The following is a 22,775-nucleotide window of genomic DNA, read 5'->3' as shown; positions in this document are numbered from 1 at the left end:
CATGATGCCAAGTTGGCCACAACTGCTGATACTAATCGCGGTTATTGTATTACTATTTGGAACCAAAAAATTACGGACATTAGGTTCAGACCTTGGTGCAGCCATCAAGGGTTTCAAAAAAGCCATGAATGATGACGATGATAAAAAAGACAGCAGTAATGATGCTAATTTTTCATCAAATCAATCAAATGGTGGTGTTGAAAATAATCCAAATAGCGATAAAAAAGAGTAAGTTGTGTTTGATGTTAGTTTTGGCGAACTGCTACTTGTCTTTATCATTGCTTTGATTGTGTTAGGGCCGGCCAAATTGCCTGAAGCGATTAAAACGGTAGCAAGCTGGATAAAAGCCTTAAGGCGTCTTTCGGCAACCGTGCAACTTGAATTGAATAAAGAACTCAAGCTACAGGAATTGCAAGACAGTTTAACTAAAGCTCAACAAAGTGGTTTAGATAAAATTACACCTGAAATTAAAGCATCTATTGATGACCTTAAACGTGTGACGGAATCCATTCAAAAAGAGTATCGTGATGTTACCACCGATAGTTCAGATAATCATAAAGTTAACGCTGACAATGAAGTAGCGAAATCGCCATCAGGAATCGATGACAATGTCAGAAGATAATGCACAACCACTTATTAGCCATCTTATTGAATTGCGTTCACGTTTATTACGGTGCTTGATCTGTATTGTTGTCGTGTTTTTAGCGCTACTGTATTTTTCTAATGATATTTATTCAATTGTCGCCAATCCGTTAGTTAGGCAATTGCCTGAAGGGAGCGTGATGATCGCAACCGATATTGCCGCACCTTTTTTTACACCGATAAAATTGACGGCTATCGTTGCACTGTTTGTTTCGATTCCCTATATTCTTTTCCAGATTTGGGGCTTTATCGCACCAGCACTTTATCAAAAAGAAAAACGTTTAGTGTTACCGCTTGTTGTTTCAAGTACGATTCTTTTTTATATCGGTTTGGCTTTTGCATATTTTGTGGTATTCCCTCTGGCTTTCTACTTTTTTATCAATAGCGCTCCACCTGATGTCGCGATTAATACTGATATTACAAAATACCTTGATTTTGTGATGTCTTTATTTGTGGTATTTGGTTTCGCTTTTGAAGTACCGGTTGCGATTATTTTATTATGTTGGTCGGGTGTTACTTCAACACAAAGTTTGAAAAAGAAGCGACCTTATATTATTGTCGGTGTTTTTGCAGTAGCAATGTTTTTAACGCCACCAGATGTATTTTCGCAAACATTACTTGCAATCCCGATGTGTTTACTTTTTGAAATTGGTCTATTTTTTGCTCGGTTCTACACACCACGTCAATCCGAGCCAGACGAAGAAAATATTGATTAACATTCTTTGTATAGATTACTATGTTAAATATATATTATTTTTTGATTAGGATATCAAAATGAAAAATTCATTACCCGGTTTTAGTTCTGCCAATGTTTTAGTGGTTGGTGATATTATGCTTGACCGTTACTGGCATGGCGCAACAAATCGTATCTCACCAGAAGCCCCCGTGCCTGTAGTTAAAATCGAATCTTTAGAAGAACGTCCTGGCGGTGCAGCTAATGTTGCAATGAATATTACTTCACTCGGGGGACAAGCTCGGTTAATCGGCTTAACGGGAATCGATGAAGCCGCTAAAATCCTTGACGAAAAACTCGCTAAACACCATGTTCACTGTGATTTTGTGGCATTATCGTCTCATCCAACAATTACGAAACTACGTGTATTATCGCGTAATCAACAGTTAATTCGCCTTGATTTTGAAGAAGGCTTTGCAAACGTCGATCCAACGGTACTTCATGAACGCATAAAACAAGCCTTACCTCATGCCAAAGTCATGATCGTATCGGATTATGCAAAAGGCGTGCTATCTTCCGTACAGAAAATGATTCAATTAGCCAATAACGCAAATGTACCGGTATTAGTGGATCCTAAAGGTACTGATTTTGACCGTTACCGGGGTGCAACGCTATTAACGCCAAATATGTCGGAATTTGAAGCCGTGGTTGGTCGTTGTGAAAGTGATGATGATATTGTCGAAAAAGGTTATCAACTGATTGAGGATTATGATCTTAAAGCACTCTTAGTGACTCGCAGTGAAAAGGGCATGACATTGTTACAAATTGGCAAGCCAATTTATCATTTACCGACGCAAGCAAAAGAAGTTTATGATGTTACTGGTGCGGGTGATACGGTGATTGCCACACTTGCGGCAGCACTGTCAGCGGGTTGTACTCTGGAAGAGAGCTGTTTTTTCGCTAATGCGGCAGCAGGTGTGGTAGTGGGTAAACTGGGCACATCAACGGTATCACAGGTTGAACTCGAAGATGCTTTACGAGCTCGTACTGATAATGGCTTTGGTGTGATGACCGAAAATGAGTTACAAGATGCCGTTACCAAAGCGCACTTGCGTGGTGAAAAAATTGTGATGACCAATGGCTGTTTTGATATTTTACATGCTGGACATGTCTCTTATTTAGCCAATGCGCGTAAATTAGGCGATCGTTTGATTGTTGCCGTCAATAGTGATAGTTCTGTTAAAAAATTAAAAGGTGAATCACGACCGATAAATCCTTTAATGCAGCGAATGATTGTATTAGGGGCATTAGATTCGGTTGATTGGGTCGTTGCATTTGAGGAAGAAACGCCACAACGCTTAATCGCGAAGATTTTACCTGATATCTTAGTAAAAGGTGGGGATTATAAGCCTGAACAAATTGCGGGTGGTCAAGAAGTGATTGCCGCAGGGGGAGAAGTAAAAGTACTCAACTTTGAAGATGGGTGTTCTACCACAAATATTATTAATGCAATCAAGAATCAGCGTTAAATTTTATCATTCTTTTCTTTAACATCTCGTCTCTTTTATCATATGGTAGAAGGGGCGATTTTGTATATTAAGCCCACATATTATGAATGAACTGAAAAAAGAGTTAGGTTTTACACAAGGTGTTGGATTATTAGCTACATCTTTACTGGGTACTGGTGTTTTTGCCGTGCCTGCGATTGTCGCGCAAATAGCGGGTTATGATGGATTATGGGCTTGGCCAGTGTTGCTATTACTTGTTTTCCCCATCGCGATTATTTTTGCTGAATTGGGTAAACTGTATCCAAGCGCTGGCGGCGTGGCCTATTTTATTGCTCGCGCTTTTAATCCCCAGCTTGGACGAGTTACCGGCTGGGCTTTTTTATCAGTCATTCCCTTTGGATTACCTGCTGCACTTTATATTGCCTCTGGATTTTGGCGTTCATTATTTTACCTACCACCTGAAACTGAATTGGCTATTCAGGTAATGACATTGGCATTCATCTGGTGTATTGGTTTATTTGGTGCAGGTGCAAGTGGCTGGATACAATCTATTATCGCCATTTTAATTATTGCATTAGTTGCCGCAATTTGCTTTGCATCGTCACCATCAGTACTTACCATACAGTGGCCAGCACTCACTGACATTAACCTTGAGCCGGTTTTGAGCGCTTTAGCTGTGATGTTCTGGTGTTTTGTAGGGTTAGAAGCATTTGTACATTTAACCACTGAATTTAAACGACCAGAAAAAGATTTTCCAAGGGCATTAATGATTGGGTTGGTGTTAGCTGGATTTATTTATTGGGCATGTACTGCCGCTGTGATCTTTTATGCACCGCATGTCAGCAGCCCAACAATAGCACTCCCGTATATTGTTGAAACATTATTCGGTCAATCAGCACTCTGGTTTTTTTGCATTATTGGTTATTTAGCCTGCTTTGCATCCATTAATATTTATTGTCAAAGTTTTGCAAGGCTAGTGTGGGCTCAAGCCGCAATGGATTATTCATCTAGTCGATTTGCTCAGTTATCCAAACGACACACACCGGTAAATGCACTTAGTTTAGTTATCTTATTAAGCCTATTTTGTCTATGTGTGATTCACTTTTTTAGTCTTTCACTCAATAGTTTATTAGAGTATGCCAATGGTGTATTTGTACTCATTTACCTGTTAGCAATGATAGCTGCGGTTAAACTACTTAAAGGTAAATCAAGAATATTATCCATTATTTGTGCAATCATTTGTATGGGGCTGCTGTGTGTCATTGGTTATAAGAGTTTGTATGCAATAGGAATATTTGCCATATTTTGGCTCATCGCTAAAAAATGGACTAAATGTAAAACGTCTCATTAATTTTTACACTATAATTAGCTATTATGATAATTATTTAACGAAATATCTGATACAACATTAACACGAGAGTTATGCTGTATCAGATTTGATTACGTCTCGTTATTAAACGCTTTTCTTACGCCAAATTGTACCTGTCGGGCTATCTTCAAGTACAATATTTAGCGCATTTAGCTCATCACGAGCTTTGTCTGCAAGTGACCAATTTTTAGTCGTGCGAGCATCATTACGCTGTTGAATCAGCGCTTCAATTTTTGCCACATCGACATCGTTTTGATGTGTACTTTGCAAAAATGCAATAGGATCTTGTTCAAGCAAACCGAGCACTTCTGCTAAATAACGTAATTCGGCTGCTAACTCGTTAGCTTGAGGCATATTATTATCTGCTTTTGCTTTATTGATTTCACGAACTAAATCAAATAATACTGAATAAGCTTCAGGCGTGTTAAAATCATCATTCATTGCTTCACAAAAACGGCGATAATAGTCACTATCAGGTGTGGTATGTGGAGTATTGGCATCCGTATCTCGTAAAGCAGTATATAAGCGTTCTAATGCTATACGCGCTTGCTTTAAATTATCTTCACTGTAATTAAGCTGACTACGGTAATGACCTGACAGGAGAAAATACCGTACCGTTTCGGCATCATAATGTTTTAACACATCACGAATCGTGAAAAAGTTACCTAATGATTTTGACATTTTTTCTTGATCGACCATGACCATACCTGAGTGCATCCAATAGTTAACATATTGGCCATCATGGGCACAGGTTGATTGAGCAATTTCATTTTCATGATGAGGGAACATCAAATCAGATCCGCCACCATGAATATCAAAATGTTGACCTAATTCATGACTATTCATTGCAGAACATTCAATATGCCAACCGGGTCTGCCTTTACCCCATGGTGAATCCCAGCTAGGTTCATTAGGTTTAGACATTTTCCATAATACAAAATCCATTGGGTTACGTTTCACGTCAACAACATCAACACGCGCACCTGCTTGTAACTGGTCTAAATTTTGTCTCGATAAAATGCCATAGGTCGGATCGCTATCAACAGCAAACATGACATCGCCATTATCCGCGACATATGCATGATCTTTTGCTAATAATTTTTCAACTAACTCGATAATTTGAACAATATGGCGTGTTGCACGCGGTTCGCTATCGGGTCGTTTGATATTGAGTGCATCAAAATCAGCATACATTTCATCTAACATACGCTGTGTTAATTCATCACAAGTTTCACCATTTTCAAGTGCACGTTTAATGATTTTATCATCTACATCTGTAATATTACGCACATAAGTTAGGTCATAACCCAAAAATCGTAGATAACGTGTAATGACATCAAACGCAACAAAGGTACGACCATGACCAATATGGCATAAATCATAAATAGTAATACCACAAACGTACATGCCAACTTTATTATGATGGATCGGTTTAAATAGCTCTTTTTCACGCGTTAATGTATTGAAGATTTTCAGCATCTTTATCTACTTATTTTATTGAGTTCACATTAATGGCTAATATAGCAAAAATTTGTGTCAGGTGAAATTACTTATAAAGTATAAGGGCAAATAATCATCTAATTCGTTATTTTGTGATAAGACATTCTGAATGAACGCATTCAATACATTATGGGAGAAGTCAGATTAAAATGAAACGTTGCAGATAGATGAGGAATAATATTTGGCGGATGGACTCCGCCAATATTGAGAGTAGAAAATTATTTTTTGATTTGACGATAAATAAAAATCACCAGTAATGAACCTAAAACAGCAACAATTAAGCTATATAGGTTAAATCCGGTCACGCTGCCGCCCCAACCAAAAAATGTACTGATGTAGCCACCAACAACAGCACCAACAATACCTAGAATAATGGTCATAATAAGACCAACGTTACGCATAGGCATGATAAACTTAGCTAACCAGCCTGCGATTAAGCCTAAAATAATCCAACTCAAAATACCCATAATAATTTCCTCTTTTACCATTGATTATAATTTTATTCTACTACCTAGATTTTAAAAATCTAGCGGCTAATCATATTGGATGAAATAGATTTTATCAATTGATTTATAAAAATAAAATGCTCTAAGATGGTTATTTAATCAATGGGCATGACTGCCCATTAGGAATATAGATGGCTATTCAAATATCGCGTGGTGTAGAATTTTAACAATATTTTCAGCATCACTGCTTTTAACTAAGAAGCAAATATTATGTGTGCTTGCGCCAAAACAGGCTAGGCGGATACTAAATTGGTCAAGTTGCCCAAACACTTGTTTTGCCATGCCTTTAGTTGTCGTTAGGTTATTGCCAATGAGCGCTACTAAGGCTAAATCTTCTTGAACCTCAACACAACATACCGTTGACAGTTCATCAATCAATTCTTTAGTTAATAGGCTGCTACCATCAGTATTTGTACCGGTGGTATCAATTGTTACTGCAACGCTAACTTCTGATGTTGTAACGAGATCAACCGAAATACTGTGTTTAGCCAATATGGCAAACACATTCGCCAAAAAGCCTTGTGCATGTAGCATATTAAGGCTATTTAATGTCAGTAAAGTTTGTTTACGGCGTAATGCTACAGCTCTAAATAATGGTAAATCCGAGGTAATGCTGTTTGCATTGTAAACAATGGTTCCACCAGCGCTAGGGGCTTTGCTTGAACCAACAAATACGGGAATGTTACTGCGAACCGCTGGCACTAATGTTGCTGGGTGAAGTACTTTTGCGCCAAATGTTGCCATTTCAGCCGCTTCAGCAAAGGTGATTTCATCAATTCGCTTAGCATTAGGTGCAATGCGCGGATCTGTTGTATAGATTCCGGCAACATCAGTCCAAATGTCAATTTGAGATGCGTTTAATGCTTCACCTAATAATGCTGCGGTGTAATCACTACCACCACGACCAAGTGTTGTCGTTTTACCAGAGCTTTCACTACCAATAAAGCCTTGAGTAACAATGATTTGATTACTGTTTAAGGATTTTAAATGCGCACAGCAAAGTTGTTTGATTTCATCAATTTTAGGGCTGGCTTTACCAAATTTACTATCCGTTCGCATGACTTTACGTACATCAAACCACAATGCATTTTTGTGTTGTTCTTTTAGCACTTCAACGAATAAACGCGATGACATCATTTCACCATGACTCACTAACTCATCAGTAAGCGCTGCAGATGTCGCTAAACTTGCTGCTTCTGAGAGGAACGCAATATTACTAATGATTTGATCAATGTCTTCACGTAGTGATGGATTTTCAGGTAATTGCTCGAGTATATTATATTGAATTGTTTGAATTTTAGCGATGTGCTGTTTACGAATTTCGGCTTCGCGGCCTTCAGCTAAAGCAACCAATAAATTGGTAATGCCTGCTGATGCGGATAGTACGACGACTTTTACATTAGGGTTTGAAATAACAATATTTGCACTGTTACACATTGCCTGATAATCGGCAACACTTGTGCCACCAAATTTTGCGATAACACATGGTTGATTTGGACTGCTCATCTTTTCCTCGTTATTACTCTCAGCAAAATGCCGTTATAAAATCAGTGTTTACCGTATTGTACAGATTTTATTTGATTAACATAGTCGCAATTAAAAAATATTATGTTTCATTAATTTTCAAAAAAGAACATGATATCTTTGATTAAAAAGTAAGACAAAATATCAATATATTCGTGATTTACCCACTTTGCAAAGAAAGGAATTCAAATTATAATCAGCACAATTATTATTGGTTTCATATAAAAATGTAATGCATAGTACATCATTTTTATACTGAAATCATATGTTACAACAATATATTAATAAGCATTATTAATATAAAAATTTGGTAAAATTAAATAAAAAACAAACGACTAACTATAAAAGGAGAGGTAAATGTGTTATAATGTAGATAGCAGCACAGCACAGCACAGCACAGCACAGCACAGCACAGCACAGCACAGCACAGCACAGCACAGCACAGCACAGCACAGCACAGCACAGCACACAGATAAGTAGTTACTCATCTGAAGGTACAAATTCTTGTACAGCGTACCGATATCGACATTCTTTATTTAAATCGAGTTCTAATCTAAATCCACAATCTGATTTCCATTCCATCTTATTGCTGAATATAAATTCAAAGTTATCGTCACGTTTCAACGTATTAAGTTTATTGCTAACCACTATTGTTTTTAATCAAAGATCGCGTTTTTTGTTGCGACGGAATGTTCATACAAATGCATTGGAATCAAATACCAATGCGCCAGCTGGACTATCAAGCTACCCCCCTACATTGTTCCGCGTATTCAAAAGTATATTGGGGCTATTATCGTGTTTAGCGTTATTTGTAACAACAGTAACAACTGGGCAATCTGCGTTATCAGCCAAAACGGCGAATACGATTCATGGCACTGCGCCGTATTTAACATTTGACGGTGAGACGAAGGTGACGAACACGGATGAGCTTTTAGGGATTAAGTTATCGGACGGAACGAGTTATACGAAGTTAACTAATACATCAACAGCGTTGTCACCTATAGAATTGCCGGTTGCTGATCAGACATTCAGTGATGTTAAAACCTTAATTCCTGTTACGTTAACGACGGTGAACTTAAGTACGTTGATAAGTTCGCCGTATAATCGTTGGGGTGATGATGATGGGGATGGACAAGGAGCTGTAGGTGTCAGTGCTACAGGAAGTTTAAGCTTGAGTTTAAAGGATGTGAATAATAATCCAGTGGGTTTAACTGATACGTTAGAAGGATGTAAATCGCCTTATACGTTAACGTTAACGAGCACAGAGGGTACATTAAGTACGCAATATGGCGACCCACATAGCACGTCTTTCACCACCACGAGTACAAGTTACTATATCAAACCGAAGTTTAACGCGCCGTATGTGTGCTTTGCTCGGCCGAATTTAATGTTTAACTACGGCAGCCAAGCTGAATGGATTAGTACTAAAGGGTTTAAACTACAAGACTTAGGTTTACCAAGTAGTAATTTCCCACGAACGGGCTTTCACGGTGCATTTTTTGACTTAACGGTTGTTGGTGCGACGGTTGATGATGTGATGACAGCTACTGGTTCAACAATAAGCTTGGGAGGGGTAACGGTAGGATTAACGTCTCAGTCAACAAATGTGGTAAGGGTGACGTTAACTGGCCCAAACAACGCAAGTGGGGGAGGTAGCTTTACGCCATCGAGCTTCATAATCAAATCGAGTGCAACGAATGAAATCTATAGTTTCGAATTAAGCAAATGGTATGTTGCGAAGTCAGGCGGTGCTGGGGGTTACTCTGCAACACAAACCTATTGTAGTGGTTTAACAGGTGGCTATCGCGTACCGAGTGTGAGCGAGTACACGAATGGGAATGGCAGTGGCTGGACTGGTGGTTTGAGTGGTTGGAGTAATAATACTTATGCCAGAGCAATAGGAGGGGGATTATTTGCTGAGTGGGGCTTCGCTTATAATGGCTATTACAGCAGTAGTGATTTTCAGTATAACCGCTACTGGGCGGTCGAGCAGGATAGCTCCCGCACCTATCAGTACCATGTGTTATCACCCTTTGGCGGAATAGCTTATGCAGACTCCTCCACAATAGAGTATAGCGCGGCGTGCGTCACGCCTTAGAAGTAACGTGCAATATCATGTTACAAGATTGAGCTGCAAAATTTAAGTCATGCAGACATGAGGTATCAAGGTTTACTTTCTCGCGCCTTTTGGGTAAACGAAAAGCGCGAGTAGCCAGTCCAACCTTAGTTCTAAGTATTTTAACAATGGTTGTTTTATTTTATAGAACAATCAATTAAAAAGGGTTATTTTAATGAACACAAAACAAATCCTTGAAATTGAGGATTTATACCCTAAAACCGTTAATTTTATTTTGCAGGGTTTATTTATTAAAGTGCATAACCGTTCTTTTTATATTGTGACCGAGTTAATTGGTAAAAAGCTAATACCAACGTGCAGCTATGTTAAAAGTGCCAATAACCGTTTTGTGATTAAGGGTGGGTTTCCGGCTAAACAATTTATGCAACTCTTCCCAGACGCAGTGTTTACCGAGTGGGGCTATCAATTAGTAGGGGATTTTAATTTAGCTGCTTATGAGGTTTGGTTAGCTAATTGGGAATCTCGATTGGCGAGCTGACAGTAAATTCATTTACTGTCGTCGAGTCCAAAAAACACCGTTGTTGGCAATTGAAATCAATGATTGCACTTTAGTCAAAAAAGAGTATAATTCTGGGGCTTTTATTTCTGTTTTGCCGATGTGCTTTTTAGTGCATTTGCAAGATAGTCATTAACCAAGCAATATATAATTTAATTTTAAGAGGAAGTTATGGTAACTATTCGTTTAGCTCGTGGCGGTTCTAAGAAACGTCCATTTTATCAAGTCGTTGTGACTGATAGCCGTAACCCACGTGATGGTCGTTTTATCGAGCGCGTTGGATTTTTTAACCCAATCGCACAAGGTAATGCAGAAGAATTACGTTTAGATCTAGATCGCGTAAATCACTGGGTAGGTTTAGGTGCTACTGTTTCTGATCGTGTTAACGCACTAATCAAACAAGCACAAAAAGCTGCTTAATCATTATTGAATAACAGCTAAAGAGTAACATGTAAATGAATACTGAAAATTTAATCGTCGTAGGCAAGCTTGGTTCAAGTTATGGCATTCGTGGTTGGCTTAGGGTTTTTTCATTTACAGAAGATCCAAATAGTCTTTTTGATTATACACCGTGGTATATTCAAAGAGCGGGTAAATGGCAAGAAGTTGAAGTTGAAAGCTTTAAGCCACATAATCAAGATACCATTGTCAAACTTAAAGGCATTAACGATCGAGATGAAGCCAACGCATTAACGAATTTTGAAATTTTTGTTGATGTACAAAAATTGCCAGATCTTGAAGACGGTGATTTTTATTGGAAAGATCTGATCGGCTGTAAAGTGGTAACGGTAAATGGCTATGATTTAGGTCAAGTTGTTGATCTAATGGAAACCGGCTCAAACGATGTGCTCGTGGTCAAAGCAAATTTAAAAGATGCATTTGGAGCAAAAGAACGTTTGATTCCGTTTGTTGAAGATCAATTTATTAAACAAGTTGATTTATCAATTAAACAAATCACAGTGGATTGGGATCCTGCTTTTTAATTTTGTTATCAAAATTAAAATCACTAATGTCTTTGGGGGCAAAGCATGAAAATTGGCGTAATTAGCCTATTTCCTGAGATGTTCCAAGCAATTACAAGTTATGGTGTAACAGGTAGGGCCGTTAAAAACAGTTTATTGGACGTTCAGTATTGGAATCCACGTAGTTTTGCTTATGATAAGCATAAGACGGTTGATGATAGACCGTACGGTGGTGGCCCTGGCATGTTAATGATGGTGCAACCTTTACGTGATGCGATTCATGCGGCAAAAGCGCAATTGGGATCTGATACAAAAGTGATTTATCTGTCTCCACAAGGGCGTAAACTCGATCAAAAAGGGGTTTATGAGTTATCTAAGCAAAGTAAGATGATTCTTATTTGTGGTCGATATGAGGGCATAGATGAACGCATAATCCAAACCGAAATTGATGAAGAATGGTCAATTGGGGATTATGTGTTAAGTGGTGGTGAGTTACCGGCAATGGTGATGATTGATGCAATAGCTCGGTTCATTCCTGGTGTATTGAATCATGAATCGTCAGCAGAAGAGGACTCTTTTGCTAATGGTTTACTTGATTGCCCACACTATACTCGCCCAGAAGTGTTAGATGAAATGGCGGTGCCTGACGTGTTAATGTCCGGTCACCATGAAGAAATTCGTCGCTGGCGATTAAAGCAATCTCTAGGACGGACTTGGCTTAGAAGAGAAGATCTTCTAAATAATCTAGCTCTGACTGACGAAGAACAGCGTTTACTTGCTGAATTCAAACAAGAATACAGCACAAAACAAAGTAGCTAAGTTTTCAGTGTAACTAGGAAGAGAATTAATATGAAAAATGCAATTATTCAGCAAATAGAACAAGAACAGATGAAAAAAGACATTCCTGCTTTTCGTCCGGGTGATACCGTTGAAGTAAAAGTATGGGTTGTTGAAGGTAACAAAAAACGTCTTCAAGCATATGAAGGTGTGGTTATCGCTATTCGTAATCGTGGTTTACACTCTGCATTCACTGTACGTAAAATTTCAAACGGTGAAGGTGTTGAGCGTGTGTTCCAAACTCACTCACCAGTAGTTGATTCAATCAGCGTTAAACGTCGTGGTGATGTTCGTCAAGCTAAACTATACTACCTACGTGAACTTCGTGGTAAAGCTGCTCGTATTAAAGAGCGTCTTAACTAATTTTACGATTTCACAAAAAATCTTAAAATATAAGAGAAATAGCCACTCAATTAGTGGCTATTTTTTATTCCAGATATCGTTTCCTACCCCAAAAGTGTTTGTTCTGATGTAAACATACCCTATTTACCGTGAAAGTTATTGGTTAATTTTCGAATGCATTGTTATTTTTCATTAATGATTTCACTTGCACAGGCATAGGCACTGCTCCAAGCCCATTGAAAATTGTATCCACCTAACCAGCCACTAACATCGACCACTTCACCAATAAAATAGAGATCAGGGATTGATTTACTTGCCATTGTTTTTGACGATAAGGCATCAGTACTTACGCCGCCTAAGGTGACTTCTGCGGTACGGTAGCCTTCAGTACCATTTGGAATAATCTGCCAATCGTAAAGCTGTTCAATCAACTGGGATTGTTGCTTTAAATTAAGCTGTTTTAGCGTAATATCTTCTATAATATGAAGCTCAATCAGTACTTCAATCAGTCGCTTAGGCAATATTTTAGCTAAAATGGTTTTTAACTGTTGATTGGCGGCTTGTTCACGTTGTTGGTCAAAAAAATCAGCCAAATCGAGGTCTGGGACCAAGTTAATATGTACGATGTCGCCGGCTTGCCAATAGCTTGAAATCTGAAGTATAGCCGGTCCAGATAACCCTCTGTGCGTAAATAGAACATTACCTTTAAACTGCTGATGCTTAACCGAGACATTGGCAAATACTGAAATACCGGCAAGTTGTGATAAAATGTCAAGTAATGTCGGTTGTAATGTAAAAGGAACAAGACCCGCTCTAATTGGAGTGACGGGTAAATGAAATCTTTCTGCAATCTTATAGCCAATAGGCGTTGTACCCAGCCTAGGCATTGATAAGCCACCCGTTGCAACAATCACTTTATTTGCGCTGATTGGACCGTGAGATGTATCTAATAAAAAACCGGATTCAGTTTGTTTAAGATCAAGCAATTCAGTTTGCATTTTTAAAGTGACATGCCCTTTATGACATTCATTTAGCAACATATCAACGATATTTTGTGCACTTACGTCACAAAATAATTGGCCATGCTCTTTTTCATGATAAGCAATTTGGTATTGATTAACGAGTTGAATAAAGTCCCATTGAGTATAGCGTTTTAACGCAGATTTACAAAAATGAGGATTATTTGATAGATAGTTGCCAGCGTCAATATTTAGATTGGTAAAATTACAATAGCCGCCACCAGACATTAAAATTTTGCGTCCCACTTTTTTACCGTTATCAATAACAGTGACGTTAAAACCGTTTTGTCCCAGAATACTCGCACAAAACAAGCCGGCAGCGCCGGCCCCAATGATGATTATTTTTTGTTGCATACATTAACTATTAAACATTATCAAGGTTGAGAAGGTTGATTAACTGGAGATAATTCGTGGCAATTGATATGCAATACATTTGGATAAATATTAAAATACATTGTCATACGCATACGAACCCCATATGAGGTGACTTCACATCGAGTTAATCCTGTCGGTACACTTGAACCGATCGCATCAGGTAAAAAAATATTACCATGATGTATGATATTCCATGCGTGATGAAAAATCGAAGGTTTAATCCTAAAATAAAGCGACGATTCACTATCGCAAAATTGTGTATGGCATCCCCTTACTCCCCAAATATTATCGTCAGGGTAAATTTCTTCTGAATGATTAAGATAAACGACTTCTTGTTTGTATGTTGCAAAGTAATAGCCTAATAACAAAATAAAATAGAGTAGAAAAGGGACCAATAAAGTGCCAAGGAGCATCAATATGCCCCTTTTGTATACAAATTCATCATACTTGTTATAAGTGTATCTTACCCATAGTTTCTTATACCAACCCAAAACAATACTGAGTTTGCAACTCACATATTGCACTAAAGCAATGAGCTTTTGCAAAAAATTACGCAGTTGCTGCATTGGTTATTTCCTCAATGTTTAGAAAATGTAATGTCAAATTTATGCGACTCTCTATTATAAACGGCATTAAAATGACCTTGATCATGAGGATTAAGCAAAATATGGTTAACAATAATTGGTCTGATATTTGTTTTAATATATCCAGGTAATCCCCTCGCACCGCGAATTAAGTCATAATGATCCTGACAAAATGCACTAATACAGCTATCTTGCATATTAATAGCAAGTCCTCTTGCTTGATAAGATTTATTTAATTTGGTTATCTCTCGTCGAATAATTTTTTCAATAACCTCAATCGGCAAACGTTTAAAATGTAAAATATTTTCACGTCCATTAAAACGATTAAGAAGTTCTGAACGATAAGTATTATTCAGCTCATTGGTTGCAAGTTCACGTGCACTTTCATCTGATAATTCTGGATTTAAGTAGTAAGGTTGACCAATGTTGGATGTCATAATTATCATAATATCTGAAAAATCAACAGTTCGACCGACATTATCCGTTAACCGCCCATCAGAAAGGACTTGTAAAAATATATTAAACACATCAGGATGTGCTTTTTCTATTTCATCAAAAAGATAAATTCCGACTGGTTTTTTACGAACTGAGTTGGTTAAAATACCACCAGCTTCAAATCCTTCATAACCTGGTGGTGCGCCTATCAATTTTGCGACAGCGTGCTTCTCCATATATTCAGACATATCAAAACGGACTAATGATTTTTCATCACCATAAACATATTGTGCCAATGCCTTTGCCATCTCAGTTTTACCAACTCCAGATGGACCTAAGAATAGATAAGATACCGCTGGGCCTGATTCATCTAATGTATCAACTTTGGCAACTTTAACTGAGTTTGCAACATGTTTGACAACACTATCTTGACCAAAAATACGTGAGAGTAAATTCGTTTCAAGATTGATCAGATTTTCCACTTCATTTTCATCAAGTTTATTAGCAGAAATGCCAGATATTTTACTAAATTCAGCAATAACTTCATGACGCATTAATCGTAGATCTTTATTCGCTAGCATAACCAGTTGATTGTGTCGGACATTATTTTGCTCAATTTCTTTATCAATCTGACGAATTTTCTCTTTAATTTTACTCACAGCAGGTGAATCAAAGCCACTCGATGTCAGTTGAGCAAATGTTTTTACCGCGGCGGATTCAGGGACTATATTATTCTTTTCTTCTTCCTGTAGAACACTGATTTCATCTTGTAAGGTAAAACGTAATGTTTCAGCATCACGTTGATATTGATAAGTTTTACTGATTTCAGCTTTTAAATCTTGCCAATCATTTTGCCATTGTGTTAGTTGGCTTTGCAGCTGATGACGTTTTGCCTCATCGGTTGTTTTTGCAATTTGATATGTTAATTCTGTAATGACGGGATGCTGCTTATGGGTAAACTGTCGATAGCTTGCTAAGGCTCTATCCAGTAGTGAAATAGCTCGTTGTGGTTGTGCACCACCAAGACCTAAGCTATCTCGATATTTACTTGTTAAATGAATTGCCTCATCGACCGCGGCGGAATCTACTTCTATTTTATGATGTTCCGAGAGTTCTTTAGCAACCGCTGTTACGATTGCTTTTAAATCACTACCCATTGGTTCTTTTACATCATATAGCGTATATAATTCAGCCATATTTGTACTAGCTTTTAAAACACTACTGAGCTTTTCGTCTCGAACTTCCAGTATTACCTGAAAGTTATTCGATTTATCGGCATTGTTTAATGCATTGATAAAATGAGAGTTACCTGTATTATGGGCTCCCTCCAAAAAATTTGCAGTATCCGTAATGATTAATACAGACTCAGGGGTTTGCATTAATTTTTTTAAAATACCCTGAAATTCATTATTGATTTTACTGCTATCACCACTAGCAAAAAGGGCATCTGTATTTAACCAAAAAAGTTTTTTGACAATTAAATCAAACGGAGTGTCTGGAAATGTTTTTGCTGCTTGCAATCCTAATGTGAGGGCTGAAACCCCCACACCAGTTGGTCCAGTTAATAAAAGTGAATTTGATGAACGACGGATCAGAATTGATGAAATACGTTCTAGATCATGTTCTCTACCAACCAACGAAAAATGGGGATGTTTAGCTAGATATTCACGTCCTCTGACTAAGTACATAGTGAATTCCTTATCACAGTTTAAATGGTGAGGTCGTACCTGACTCGGTCTTTTTGGTGTCAGTTTTTTGTGATAAAACATCACTTGTGACAGCAATAAAATCACGTGTATCGGTCTGAACATCCTTAGCCATTTTTTCGATTTCTTCTAAGTTTGAACGCATTGTTTCAAGTGCTGAACGCGTAATTTCTGTTGCTTCACGTTGTGTATCACCAAATTCAGCCAAGTTTTGTAACATAAGTTCAAGATCATTATTAATTTCATCGCGACCCGTTGCAATACGGATGGCTTCATTTTTAGCTATATCGTTTGTTACTCGAGCCATTTCAGCAAGTGTGTTACCTGCCATAGATTGCGCTTCATTTATTGCAGCAGAGTTAACGGCTGTCACGACCACACTTAATTGTGATGCTACTGATGCAATACCTCGTGAGTGCATTGCTCGTGCACTTTCGACTTGTTTTTTTGTTGCAGTTTGCATATTACGAATTTTAATGGCTTCAGTAGTTAGCTCACCATAAGTTTGCATTGTATCAACCGTTGCTGTCGATACTGTATCAATATGTTCATCCAAATTACGACAAGTTTCATCTAACTTCATAGATTCAAGTAAATTATCGCCAGTGTTTTTTTCATCAAGTTCTTTACGACGTTCACGATGTGCTTTTTCGACCTTTTTCGTCGCCTCATTCATAATGGCATAGATTTGAATCATGTTACCGTTATTATCGCCGAGCCCTTCAATTTGTTTTACCATTTTTTCAAGGTGACCACGGATAGCACCAAAACGCTCTTTACCTTGATTAACAAATTTTAAAGCTGAACCCACCATTTCAGCTTGACGTTGAGTATGTTCTTCTGATGTTAAATTCAGTAGTTCTTTTAGTTTTTCAACTTCGATTGATTTTGAACGCTCAGCCTGATGGCTTTGAATTTCTTGATTGATGTTGTTAAGTTCTTGACGTTTTTTGTCAATATCTTGTTTAAGACTTTCTATTTTATTTTCATTGGAAAGAATTTTAGCTTTGGATGCTGCTTTGATTTGGCCTAATCCAAAAAAGCTTTTGTCTTGTTGTAATAGATAAATTTCATCTTGCAGAGTCGTGATTTCTGATTGAAGATGGGTAATATGGCTTTCAATATCGTTTTTTTGTTGATTTTTAGCACTATCCCATTCTTGGTCTGCTTTGATTTGTGCAAGTGCGTTTCGTGTTTCGCCATTTTGACGTAAATTATATAATGCGTCAGTGATTTCTGTTAATGGGGTAATTTTATCAATAAAATCATTAAGGTCATCATTAAAATCAGCATACACTTTCTGTAATTCAGCAAACACTTCAGTATCTGTCATTTGAATGCGTTGCTTAGACATCTCTTCTGAAATCGATTGTAAATACTCTTTAAAAGTATCAAATTCTTGGACTTTTAAGCGGTCCACTTCTTTGTCATCAGTAAATTCTAGAATTTGTGTAACATTTTCGACTTTTTCTTCAAGTGAAAAGCTATCTGAAAAGATCACTTTGAAAAAAGCGTTATCTTTAATATCAGCAAGTGGATTTTCAGATTTGGCGGTTTTAGGTCGTTGTCTGGTTAGATATTCATTGCGTTCTAAACTAGCGAGCTTCTTACTTGTAGATCCTGTCATTTTCTATTCCTTATTATAATGTTACATGTTTTAATTAATTCAAATGAAGATTCATCAATACCTTAAGTTTATAGCTATCATCGGAACTATAAAAATAAAATGTATTATCTAATTAGCGTAATAATTTGGCAAGTTAAAGCTCAGCATATTAAGGTATTTAACAACATAATTTTGAATAAATGATGAGAAAAAATAGGGTGACACAAGGCGATTTTACGGCGTGATTGTTTTTATTAATAAAATGCTAGAAGCCAAAATATTACCATTTTAGTCAAAATAGTAATGACTAAAATGGTAATCAGGAAATTTGAAATTACAAAATCATTATTTTAAATTTTCACCATTGGTATCAATAACCGATTTATACCAGTTGAATGAATCTTTCTTATAACGTTTCATCGTACCGTTACCCGCATTATCACGATCAACGTAAATAACGCCATAACGTTTTTTCATTTCACCGGTAGTAAATGATACAACGTCAATGATTCCCCAAGCGGTATAACCCATTACGTCCACGCCATCATAATGAATCGCTGTTAACATGGCTTTAATATGGGCTGCAAGATAGTCGATACGCGGTTGATCATGAATTTGGTGGTCACCCTCAACTTCATCGATAGCACCAAAACCATTCTCGACGATGAATAATGGTAATTGGTAACGATCATATAAACGATTTAGTGTGTAACGTAAACCTTCAGGATCGATTGGCCAACCCCAGTCACTACTTTTAATATAAGGATTTTCAACAGCATTAGGTAACGCGCCATTAACAATGTTATCACGGTTTTCATTCTTAACATCGGCTTTAACAACGGTTGACATATAATAGCTAAAACCGATGTAATCTACGGTACCTTTTTTAAGACAGGCTAAATCTTCTTCAGTAATATCTAATTGATAGCCTTCACGCTCAAATTCTTTTAATGCATATGAGGGGTAGTAACCACGTACATGTACATCGGCAAAGAAAAAGCGTTGATGCATGGCGATTTCAGATGCCATCATATCATCAGGATTACATGAGAATGGATAAATAGGGACATGCGAAACCATACAGCCAATTTGGAAATCAGGGTTAATTTTTTTACCAGCAATGACTGCTTTAGCGCTTGCTAAAAGTTCATAATGTGCAACTTGGTAAAGTACTTCTTGTGGATTTTCACCTGCTTTAACCTGAACACCAGAGTTTGTCCAAAAGAAGATAGGGTTGCTGGTATCCATTTGATTGTTAATTTCGTTAAATGTCATCCAATATTTAACTTTATGTTTGTAACGCTCAAAACACGTAATGGCAAAGCGTTCAAAAAAGTCGACGACTTTACGATTACGGAAGCCGCCATATTCACGGGCTAAATGCAATGGAATTTCAAAATGTGATAAGGTAATTACCGGTTCAATACCATGGGCAATTAGCTCGTCAAATACTGCGTCATAAAAACGTAAGCCTTCTTCATTAGGCTCTAATTCATCGCCTTTAGGAAAAATTCGAGTCCAAGCAATCGAGGTTCGAAGGCATTTTAAGCCAAGTTCTGCGAACATTTTAATATCATCTTTATAATGGTGATAAAAATCGATTGCAGTATGGTTTGGATAAAATTTATCAGCTTCGATATTTTGCGTTATTTGTCTTGCAACCCCATGTGCACCTGCTGTCATTACATCAACAACGCTTGGCCCTTTTCCGCCTGCATCCCAGCCACCTTCAAATTGGTGAGCGGCTAATGCTCCGCCCCATAAAAACGTTTTGTTAGTCATATCGCTACCTCGTTATTGCTTAATTGTAAATAAATCATCTTGTGGTGTAATTCGGGTCTTTTCGGTCACCGTTATCTGCTGATATTGAGCCGAGTTAAGAATAATAATTGGTGTAATTAACGGGTATCCAGCTTGTTTAATTGCGTCGGCATCAAATGTCATCAGTAAATCCCCTTTTTTGACTTTTTGATCTAATTTAACGTGATATTGGAACTCATTATTGGTTAAATTCACGGTATCAAGGCCAACATGAATAAGCAGTTCGACCCCATCATTTGAGACTAATCCGATTGCATGTTTAGAACTTTCAAATACCGCCGAGACTTCTCCATCACATGGGGCATAAACATGGTTATCTGTTGGAATAATTGCAATGCCATCACCCATTAACTTTTCAGCAAATGCGGGATCTGGGACTTGACTGAGTTCAACTACATCACCCGTCATTGGACTTGTGATCTGCACACTTTCAAGTAAAATTTTTGGTGTGTCATCTTCACACTCTGTGGTGGTTGTTTTATCTTCACCAGTACCGAGTAATTGAATGAATAAAATTGGACCAAAAAAGCCAATCGCACAACCGATAACGATACCAATGAATGACGTTGGAAATAGGGGACTTATACCATTTACAATTGTTAATGGTCCGGGTAATCCGGCATAAGCAAAATAGTATGGTGAAAAGAAACCAGCAACGATGCCACCAACACACGCTGAAATACAGCCATAAATAAACGGTTTTTTATAACGTAAGTTGACACCATATATGGCGGGTTCAGTAATACCAAATAAACCGGTAATAAATGCCGATAATGAAACGCCTTTCATATCTTTATTTTTGGTTTTAAGATAAAAGCCCATTGCTGCACCCACTTGACCAATAACCGCAATGGTTTGGAATGCTTGGAAAGAATCACGGCCATACATTTCAAAGTTAGCTAATACAACGGGTGTAATTCCCCAATGTACACCAAAAATAACAAATACTTGCCAAACTGCGCCAATAATTCCACCTGCAATCGATGGTGCAATATTCACTAACCAGTTATAGCTATCAGCGATGTAATGCGCCGCATTAGCAGTTAAGGGACCCACAACAAGTAATGTTAATGGAACCATCACGATCATACTGATTAATGGCAATAACAGCGGTTTCATAACACTGTGCAAGCGCGGTTCTAAAAAACGCTCTAAATAAGATAAAAGCCAGACTAAAAATAGTGGCGGCAATACCGTTGAACCGTAGGTGGTTTCTGATAATGCGATACCAAATAAATCAATTTCTTGACCTGATTTTATTAACATTGCCAGCTCACTCCATGTCGGTGAAAGTAAGGCTGCACAACAGGCTACCGCAATGTATAAATTACAACGGAAATGTTGTGATGCGGTAATCGCGATAAAAATAGGTAAAAAAGCAAAGGGTGACCAAGAAATAAAACTAAAAATTTGGTAGGTCCCTGTTGTACTAAAAGAAGGGAAAGCTAATGTGAGTAAAATTAAGCAACCTTGTAAAATCCCTGCACCCGCAAGTATATAGATGAATGGTGCAAAAACGGCAGACATGGTTGCGATCACACGATTTAATATACTGTTTTTATCGGTAGTGGTGACTTTTCCATCTGTTTTTACTAGTTGAGTAAATGCATCATAAACTTTATCAACATGGGTTCCTATTACGATTTGTATTTGTCCCCCTTTTTCAACAACGGTAATCACGCCAGGTAATTTTGCTATGCGTTCTTTAGCACCCTCAGGTGTTGTTTGTGTCACTAAACGTAAACGCGTTGCGCAGCGGGCTACGGTGACGATGTTCTCTTCACCACCTAACTCGTTCAAAATATCATGAGCGAGTTTGGTGTAGTCTCTGACTTTTGATGACATTATTAAAACTCCTTTATATTAAGTTTTTTTATACTATACACAATCAATAAAATTGTTAATAACCAATTTTATTGATTGTGATCTTGATCAGGTTTTATTTTTAGTTTAAATGTTAGAGTATCCAATATAAAATAGCGCGGTGAGCCTGTTACCAAACGATTAAAGAGAATATTGGATGCTTAAATATCAAGATGTTGCTTTGCGAATTAAACACATGATTTATCAGCAGGAATTACCTAAAGGTACCCAGTTGGCAAATATTGAAGAGTTGATTAACCAATATCAGGTGAGTCGTAGTACGATTATTAAGGCACTAGATCGTCTTGAACGTCATGGTGTAATTTATCAGGTACAAGGAAGTGGTATTTTTGTGCGTCAGCGCAAAAAAAGTGGTTATCTCAACTTTATGGAAAGCCACGGTTTTACGGTTGACCTACAAGATTTACCCGGTTCATCAACCGTCTTTAATGTTGATATTGTTAAACCTGATGCGCAAGTTCAAGAAAACCTACAATGTGATGCCGATGAGGAAGTCTACTTCATTAAGCGATTACGTTTTGTTGATGGTAAGGTTTATGGCCTTGAACAGTCTTATTACCGTAAAAAATTGGTGCCATATTTAAACAAGGAAATTGCTGAAAATTCGATTTTTAGTTATATCCGAGATATCTGTAATATTAATATTGGTTTTTCAGATAAATACATTCAAGTTACTAAATTGGATGCTGAAATGGCAAGTTATATTGGCCTTCCTGAAGGGGATCCTGCACTATTTGTGGAAGAAATTTTTTATACGACATCAGGTGAGCCATTCGATTTTTCACGCGTTGTGTATCATTGTGAGAATACCAAATTTTGTGTACAAGGGCATGCAAAATAGTCATTAAT

The 22,775-nt window shown here is 37.5% G+C and carries 22 protein-coding genes; 13 read left to right on the top strand and 9 right to left on the bottom strand.

Translation table 11 applies throughout. The annotated features are described in order from the left end of the window. Position 1 precedes the first annotated feature (1 nt). From tatA to yjeH, 5 genes are all read left to right on the top strand, one after another. Positions 2 to 232 (top strand): twin-arginine translocase TatA/TatE family subunit, encoded by a 231-nt coding sequence (gene tatA, locus ABEA36_RS07615; protein WP_345490513.1) that lies wholly within the window; start codon positions 2 to 4, stop codon positions 230 to 232. A 3-nt stretch (positions 233 to 235) separates the two neighbouring features. Continuing rightward, complete coding sequence (gene tatB / locus ABEA36_RS07610; RefSeq protein WP_345490511.1) at positions 236 to 622, top strand: Sec-independent protein translocase protein TatB; 387 nt, start codon at positions 236 to 238, stop codon at positions 620 to 622. Next, positions 609 to 1,358 carry a twin-arginine translocase subunit TatC gene (gene tatC, locus ABEA36_RS07605; RefSeq protein WP_345490509.1) on the top strand — a complete coding sequence of 250 codons (750 nt, stop codon included), beginning with the start codon at positions 609 to 611 and terminating at the stop codon, positions 1,356 to 1,358. The genes tatB and tatC overlap by 14 nt, the downstream gene beginning before the upstream one ends. Positions 1,359 to 1,416: 58 nt before the next feature. After that, positions 1,417 to 2,844 (top strand): bifunctional D-glycero-beta-D-manno-heptose-7-phosphate kinase/D-glycero-beta-D-manno-heptose 1-phosphate adenylyltransferase HldE, encoded by a 1,428-nt coding sequence (hldE, locus tag ABEA36_RS07600; RefSeq protein WP_345490507.1) that lies wholly within the window; start codon positions 1,417 to 1,419, stop codon positions 2,842 to 2,844. Positions 2,845 to 2,926: 82 nt separating this feature from the next. Next, the gene (gene yjeH / locus ABEA36_RS07595; RefSeq protein ID WP_345490505.1) at positions 2,927 to 4,174 is read left to right on the top strand and encodes an L-methionine/branched-chain amino acid transporter; all 1,248 of its coding nucleotides are present in this window, start codon (positions 2,927 to 2,929) and stop codon (positions 4,172 to 4,174) included. Positions 4,175 to 4,276: 102 nt separating this feature from the next. On the opposite strand, the gene cysS is transcribed toward yjeH, so the two are convergent. The 3 genes from cysS to lysC form a co-directional block, all read right to left on the bottom strand. Beyond that, on the bottom strand, positions 4,277 to 5,671 hold the full coding sequence (gene cysS, locus ABEA36_RS07590; RefSeq protein ID WP_345490503.1) for a cysteine--tRNA ligase: 1,395 nt from the start codon (positions 5,669 to 5,671) through the stop codon (positions 4,277 to 4,279). 239 nt (positions 5,672 to 5,910) lie between these two features. Next, entirely contained in the window at positions 5,911 to 6,159 is a 249-nt protein-coding gene (locus tag ABEA36_RS07585; protein ID WP_345490501.1) for a GlsB/YeaQ/YmgE family stress response membrane protein, read from the bottom strand. Between the two features lie 174 nt (positions 6,160 to 6,333). Continuing rightward, on the bottom strand, positions 6,334 to 7,704 hold the full coding sequence (gene lysC, locus ABEA36_RS07580) for a lysine-sensitive aspartokinase 3 (protein ID WP_345490499.1): 1,371 nt from the start codon (positions 7,702 to 7,704) through the stop codon (positions 6,334 to 6,336). Between the two features lie 375 nt (positions 7,705 to 8,079). On the opposite strand from lysC, the gene ABEA36_RS07575 reads away from it, so the two are divergent. From ABEA36_RS07575 to rplS, 7 genes are all read left to right on the top strand, one after another. Then, positions 8,080 to 8,202, top strand: a complete 123-nt coding sequence (locus ABEA36_RS07575; protein ID WP_345490497.1) for a hypothetical protein — start codon at positions 8,080 to 8,082, stop codon at positions 8,200 to 8,202. A 196-nt stretch (positions 8,203 to 8,398) separates the two neighbouring features. Further along, positions 8,399 to 9,820: a hypothetical protein gene (locus tag ABEA36_RS07570; protein ID WP_345490495.1), complete on the top strand. Its 1,422-nt coding sequence runs from the start codon at positions 8,399 to 8,401 to the stop codon at positions 9,818 to 9,820. Between the two features lie 193 nt (positions 9,821 to 10,013). Then, complete coding sequence (locus ABEA36_RS07565; RefSeq protein ID WP_345490493.1) at positions 10,014 to 10,337, top strand: hypothetical protein; 324 nt, start codon at positions 10,014 to 10,016, stop codon at positions 10,335 to 10,337. A gap of 189 nt (positions 10,338 to 10,526) precedes the next feature. Beyond that, positions 10,527 to 10,775: a 30S ribosomal protein S16 gene (gene rpsP / locus ABEA36_RS07560; protein WP_345490490.1), complete on the top strand. Its 249-nt coding sequence runs from the start codon at positions 10,527 to 10,529 to the stop codon at positions 10,773 to 10,775. A 35-nt stretch (positions 10,776 to 10,810) separates the two neighbouring features. Further along, entirely contained in the window at positions 10,811 to 11,338 is a 528-nt protein-coding gene (gene rimM, locus ABEA36_RS07555; protein ID WP_345490488.1) for a ribosome maturation factor RimM, read from the top strand. 45 nt (positions 11,339 to 11,383) lie between these two features. Then, entirely contained in the window at positions 11,384 to 12,136 is a 753-nt protein-coding gene (gene trmD, locus ABEA36_RS07550; RefSeq protein WP_345490486.1) for a tRNA (guanosine(37)-N1)-methyltransferase TrmD, read from the top strand. Positions 12,137 to 12,166: 30 nt separating this feature from the next. After that, entirely contained in the window at positions 12,167 to 12,517 is a 351-nt protein-coding gene (gene rplS / locus ABEA36_RS07545) for a 50S ribosomal protein L19 (protein ID WP_345490483.1), read from the top strand. A gap of 161 nt (positions 12,518 to 12,678) precedes the next feature. Here the strand turns inward: rplS and ABEA36_RS07540 are convergent, their stop codons facing one another. From ABEA36_RS07540 to ABEA36_RS07515, 6 genes are all read right to left on the bottom strand, one after another. Next, positions 12,679 to 13,869, bottom strand: a complete 1,191-nt coding sequence (locus tag ABEA36_RS07540; RefSeq protein ID WP_345490481.1) for a BaiN/RdsA family NAD(P)/FAD-dependent oxidoreductase — start codon at positions 13,867 to 13,869, stop codon at positions 12,679 to 12,681. 20 nt (positions 13,870 to 13,889) lie between these two features. Further along, positions 13,890 to 14,456, bottom strand: a complete 567-nt coding sequence (locus tag ABEA36_RS07535; RefSeq protein WP_345490479.1) for a hypothetical protein — start codon at positions 14,454 to 14,456, stop codon at positions 13,890 to 13,892. Positions 14,457 to 14,467: 11 nt separating this feature from the next. Continuing rightward, positions 14,468 to 16,597 carry an AAA family ATPase gene (locus tag ABEA36_RS07530; protein WP_345490477.1) on the bottom strand — a complete coding sequence of 710 codons (2,130 nt, stop codon included), beginning with the start codon at positions 16,595 to 16,597 and terminating at the stop codon, positions 14,468 to 14,470. 13 nt (positions 16,598 to 16,610) lie between these two features. Beyond that, positions 16,611 to 18,242: a hypothetical protein gene (locus ABEA36_RS07525; protein WP_345490475.1), complete on the bottom strand. Its 1,632-nt coding sequence runs from the start codon at positions 18,240 to 18,242 to the stop codon at positions 16,611 to 16,613. Positions 18,243 to 18,566: 324 nt separating this feature from the next. Continuing rightward, the gene (locus ABEA36_RS07520) at positions 18,567 to 20,003 is read right to left on the bottom strand and encodes a 6-phospho-beta-glucosidase (protein WP_345490473.1); all 1,437 of its coding nucleotides are present in this window, start codon (positions 20,001 to 20,003) and stop codon (positions 18,567 to 18,569) included. 12 nt (positions 20,004 to 20,015) lie between these two features. Next, positions 20,016 to 21,887, bottom strand: a complete 1,872-nt coding sequence (locus tag ABEA36_RS07515; RefSeq protein WP_345490471.1) for a beta-glucoside-specific PTS transporter subunit IIABC — start codon at positions 21,885 to 21,887, stop codon at positions 20,016 to 20,018. A 175-nt stretch (positions 21,888 to 22,062) separates the two neighbouring features. Between ABEA36_RS07515 and ABEA36_RS07510 the strand changes: the two genes are divergently transcribed. Then, positions 22,063 to 22,767 carry a GntR family transcriptional regulator gene (locus ABEA36_RS07510; protein ID WP_345490469.1) on the top strand — a complete coding sequence of 235 codons (705 nt, stop codon included), beginning with the start codon at positions 22,063 to 22,065 and terminating at the stop codon, positions 22,765 to 22,767. The last annotated feature ends 8 nt before the right edge of the window (positions 22,768 to 22,775 follow it).

The organism is Orbus sasakiae (assembly GCF_039542345.1).
GTDB lineage: Bacteria > Pseudomonadota > Gammaproteobacteria > Enterobacterales > Orbaceae > Orbus > Orbus sasakiae.
This window is presented reverse-complemented; position numbering and strand designations above follow the sequence as displayed.

Coding starts and splice junctions, on each gene's coding strand:
- tatA (WP_345490513.1), top strand. CDS start 2: ATGATGCCAAGTTGGCCACAACTGCTGATACTAATCGCGGTTATTGTA.
- tatC (WP_345490509.1), top strand. CDS start 609: ATGTCAGAAGATAATGCACAACCACTTATTAGCCATCTTATTGAATTG.
- hldE (WP_345490507.1), top strand. CDS start 1,417: ATGAAAAATTCATTACCCGGTTTTAGTTCTGCCAATGTTTTAGTGGTT.
- yjeH (WP_345490505.1), top strand. CDS start 2,927: ATGAATGAACTGAAAAAAGAGTTAGGTTTTACACAAGGTGTTGGATTA.
- cysS (WP_345490503.1), bottom strand. CDS start 5,671: ATGCTGAAAATCTTCAATACATTAACGCGTGAAAAAGAGCTATTTAAA.
- ABEA36_RS07585 (WP_345490501.1), bottom strand. CDS start 6,159: ATGGGTATTTTGAGTTGGATTATTTTAGGCTTAATCGCAGGCTGGTTA.
- lysC (WP_345490499.1), bottom strand. CDS start 7,704: ATGAGCAGTCCAAATCAACCATGTGTTATCGCAAAATTTGGTGGCACA.
- ABEA36_RS07575 (WP_345490497.1), top strand. CDS start 8,080: ATGTGTTATAATGTAGATAGCAGCACAGCACAGCACAGCACAGCACAG.
- ABEA36_RS07565 (WP_345490493.1), top strand. CDS start 10,014: ATGAACACAAAACAAATCCTTGAAATTGAGGATTTATACCCTAAAACC.
- rpsP (WP_345490490.1), top strand. CDS start 10,527: ATGGTAACTATTCGTTTAGCTCGTGGCGGTTCTAAGAAACGTCCATTT.
- rimM (WP_345490488.1), top strand. CDS start 10,811: ATGAATACTGAAAATTTAATCGTCGTAGGCAAGCTTGGTTCAAGTTAT.
- trmD (WP_345490486.1), top strand. CDS start 11,384: ATGAAAATTGGCGTAATTAGCCTATTTCCTGAGATGTTCCAAGCAATT.
- rplS (WP_345490483.1), top strand. CDS start 12,167: ATGAAAAATGCAATTATTCAGCAAATAGAACAAGAACAGATGAAAAAA.
- ABEA36_RS07540 (WP_345490481.1), bottom strand. CDS start 13,869: ATGCAACAAAAAATAATCATCATTGGGGCCGGCGCTGCCGGCTTGTTT.
- ABEA36_RS07535 (WP_345490479.1), bottom strand. CDS start 14,456: ATGCAGCAACTGCGTAATTTTTTGCAAAAGCTCATTGCTTTAGTGCAA.
- ABEA36_RS07530 (WP_345490477.1), bottom strand. CDS start 16,597: ATGTACTTAGTCAGAGGACGTGAATATCTAGCTAAACATCCCCATTTT.
- ABEA36_RS07525 (WP_345490475.1), bottom strand. CDS start 18,242: ATGACAGGATCTACAAGTAAGAAGCTCGCTAGTTTAGAACGCAATGAA.
- ABEA36_RS07520 (WP_345490473.1), bottom strand. CDS start 20,003: ATGACTAACAAAACGTTTTTATGGGGCGGAGCATTAGCCGCTCACCAA.
- ABEA36_RS07515 (WP_345490471.1), bottom strand. CDS start 21,887: ATGTCATCAAAAGTCAGAGACTACACCAAACTCGCTCATGATATTTTG.
- ABEA36_RS07510 (WP_345490469.1), top strand. CDS start 22,063: ATGCTTAAATATCAAGATGTTGCTTTGCGAATTAAACACATGATTTAT.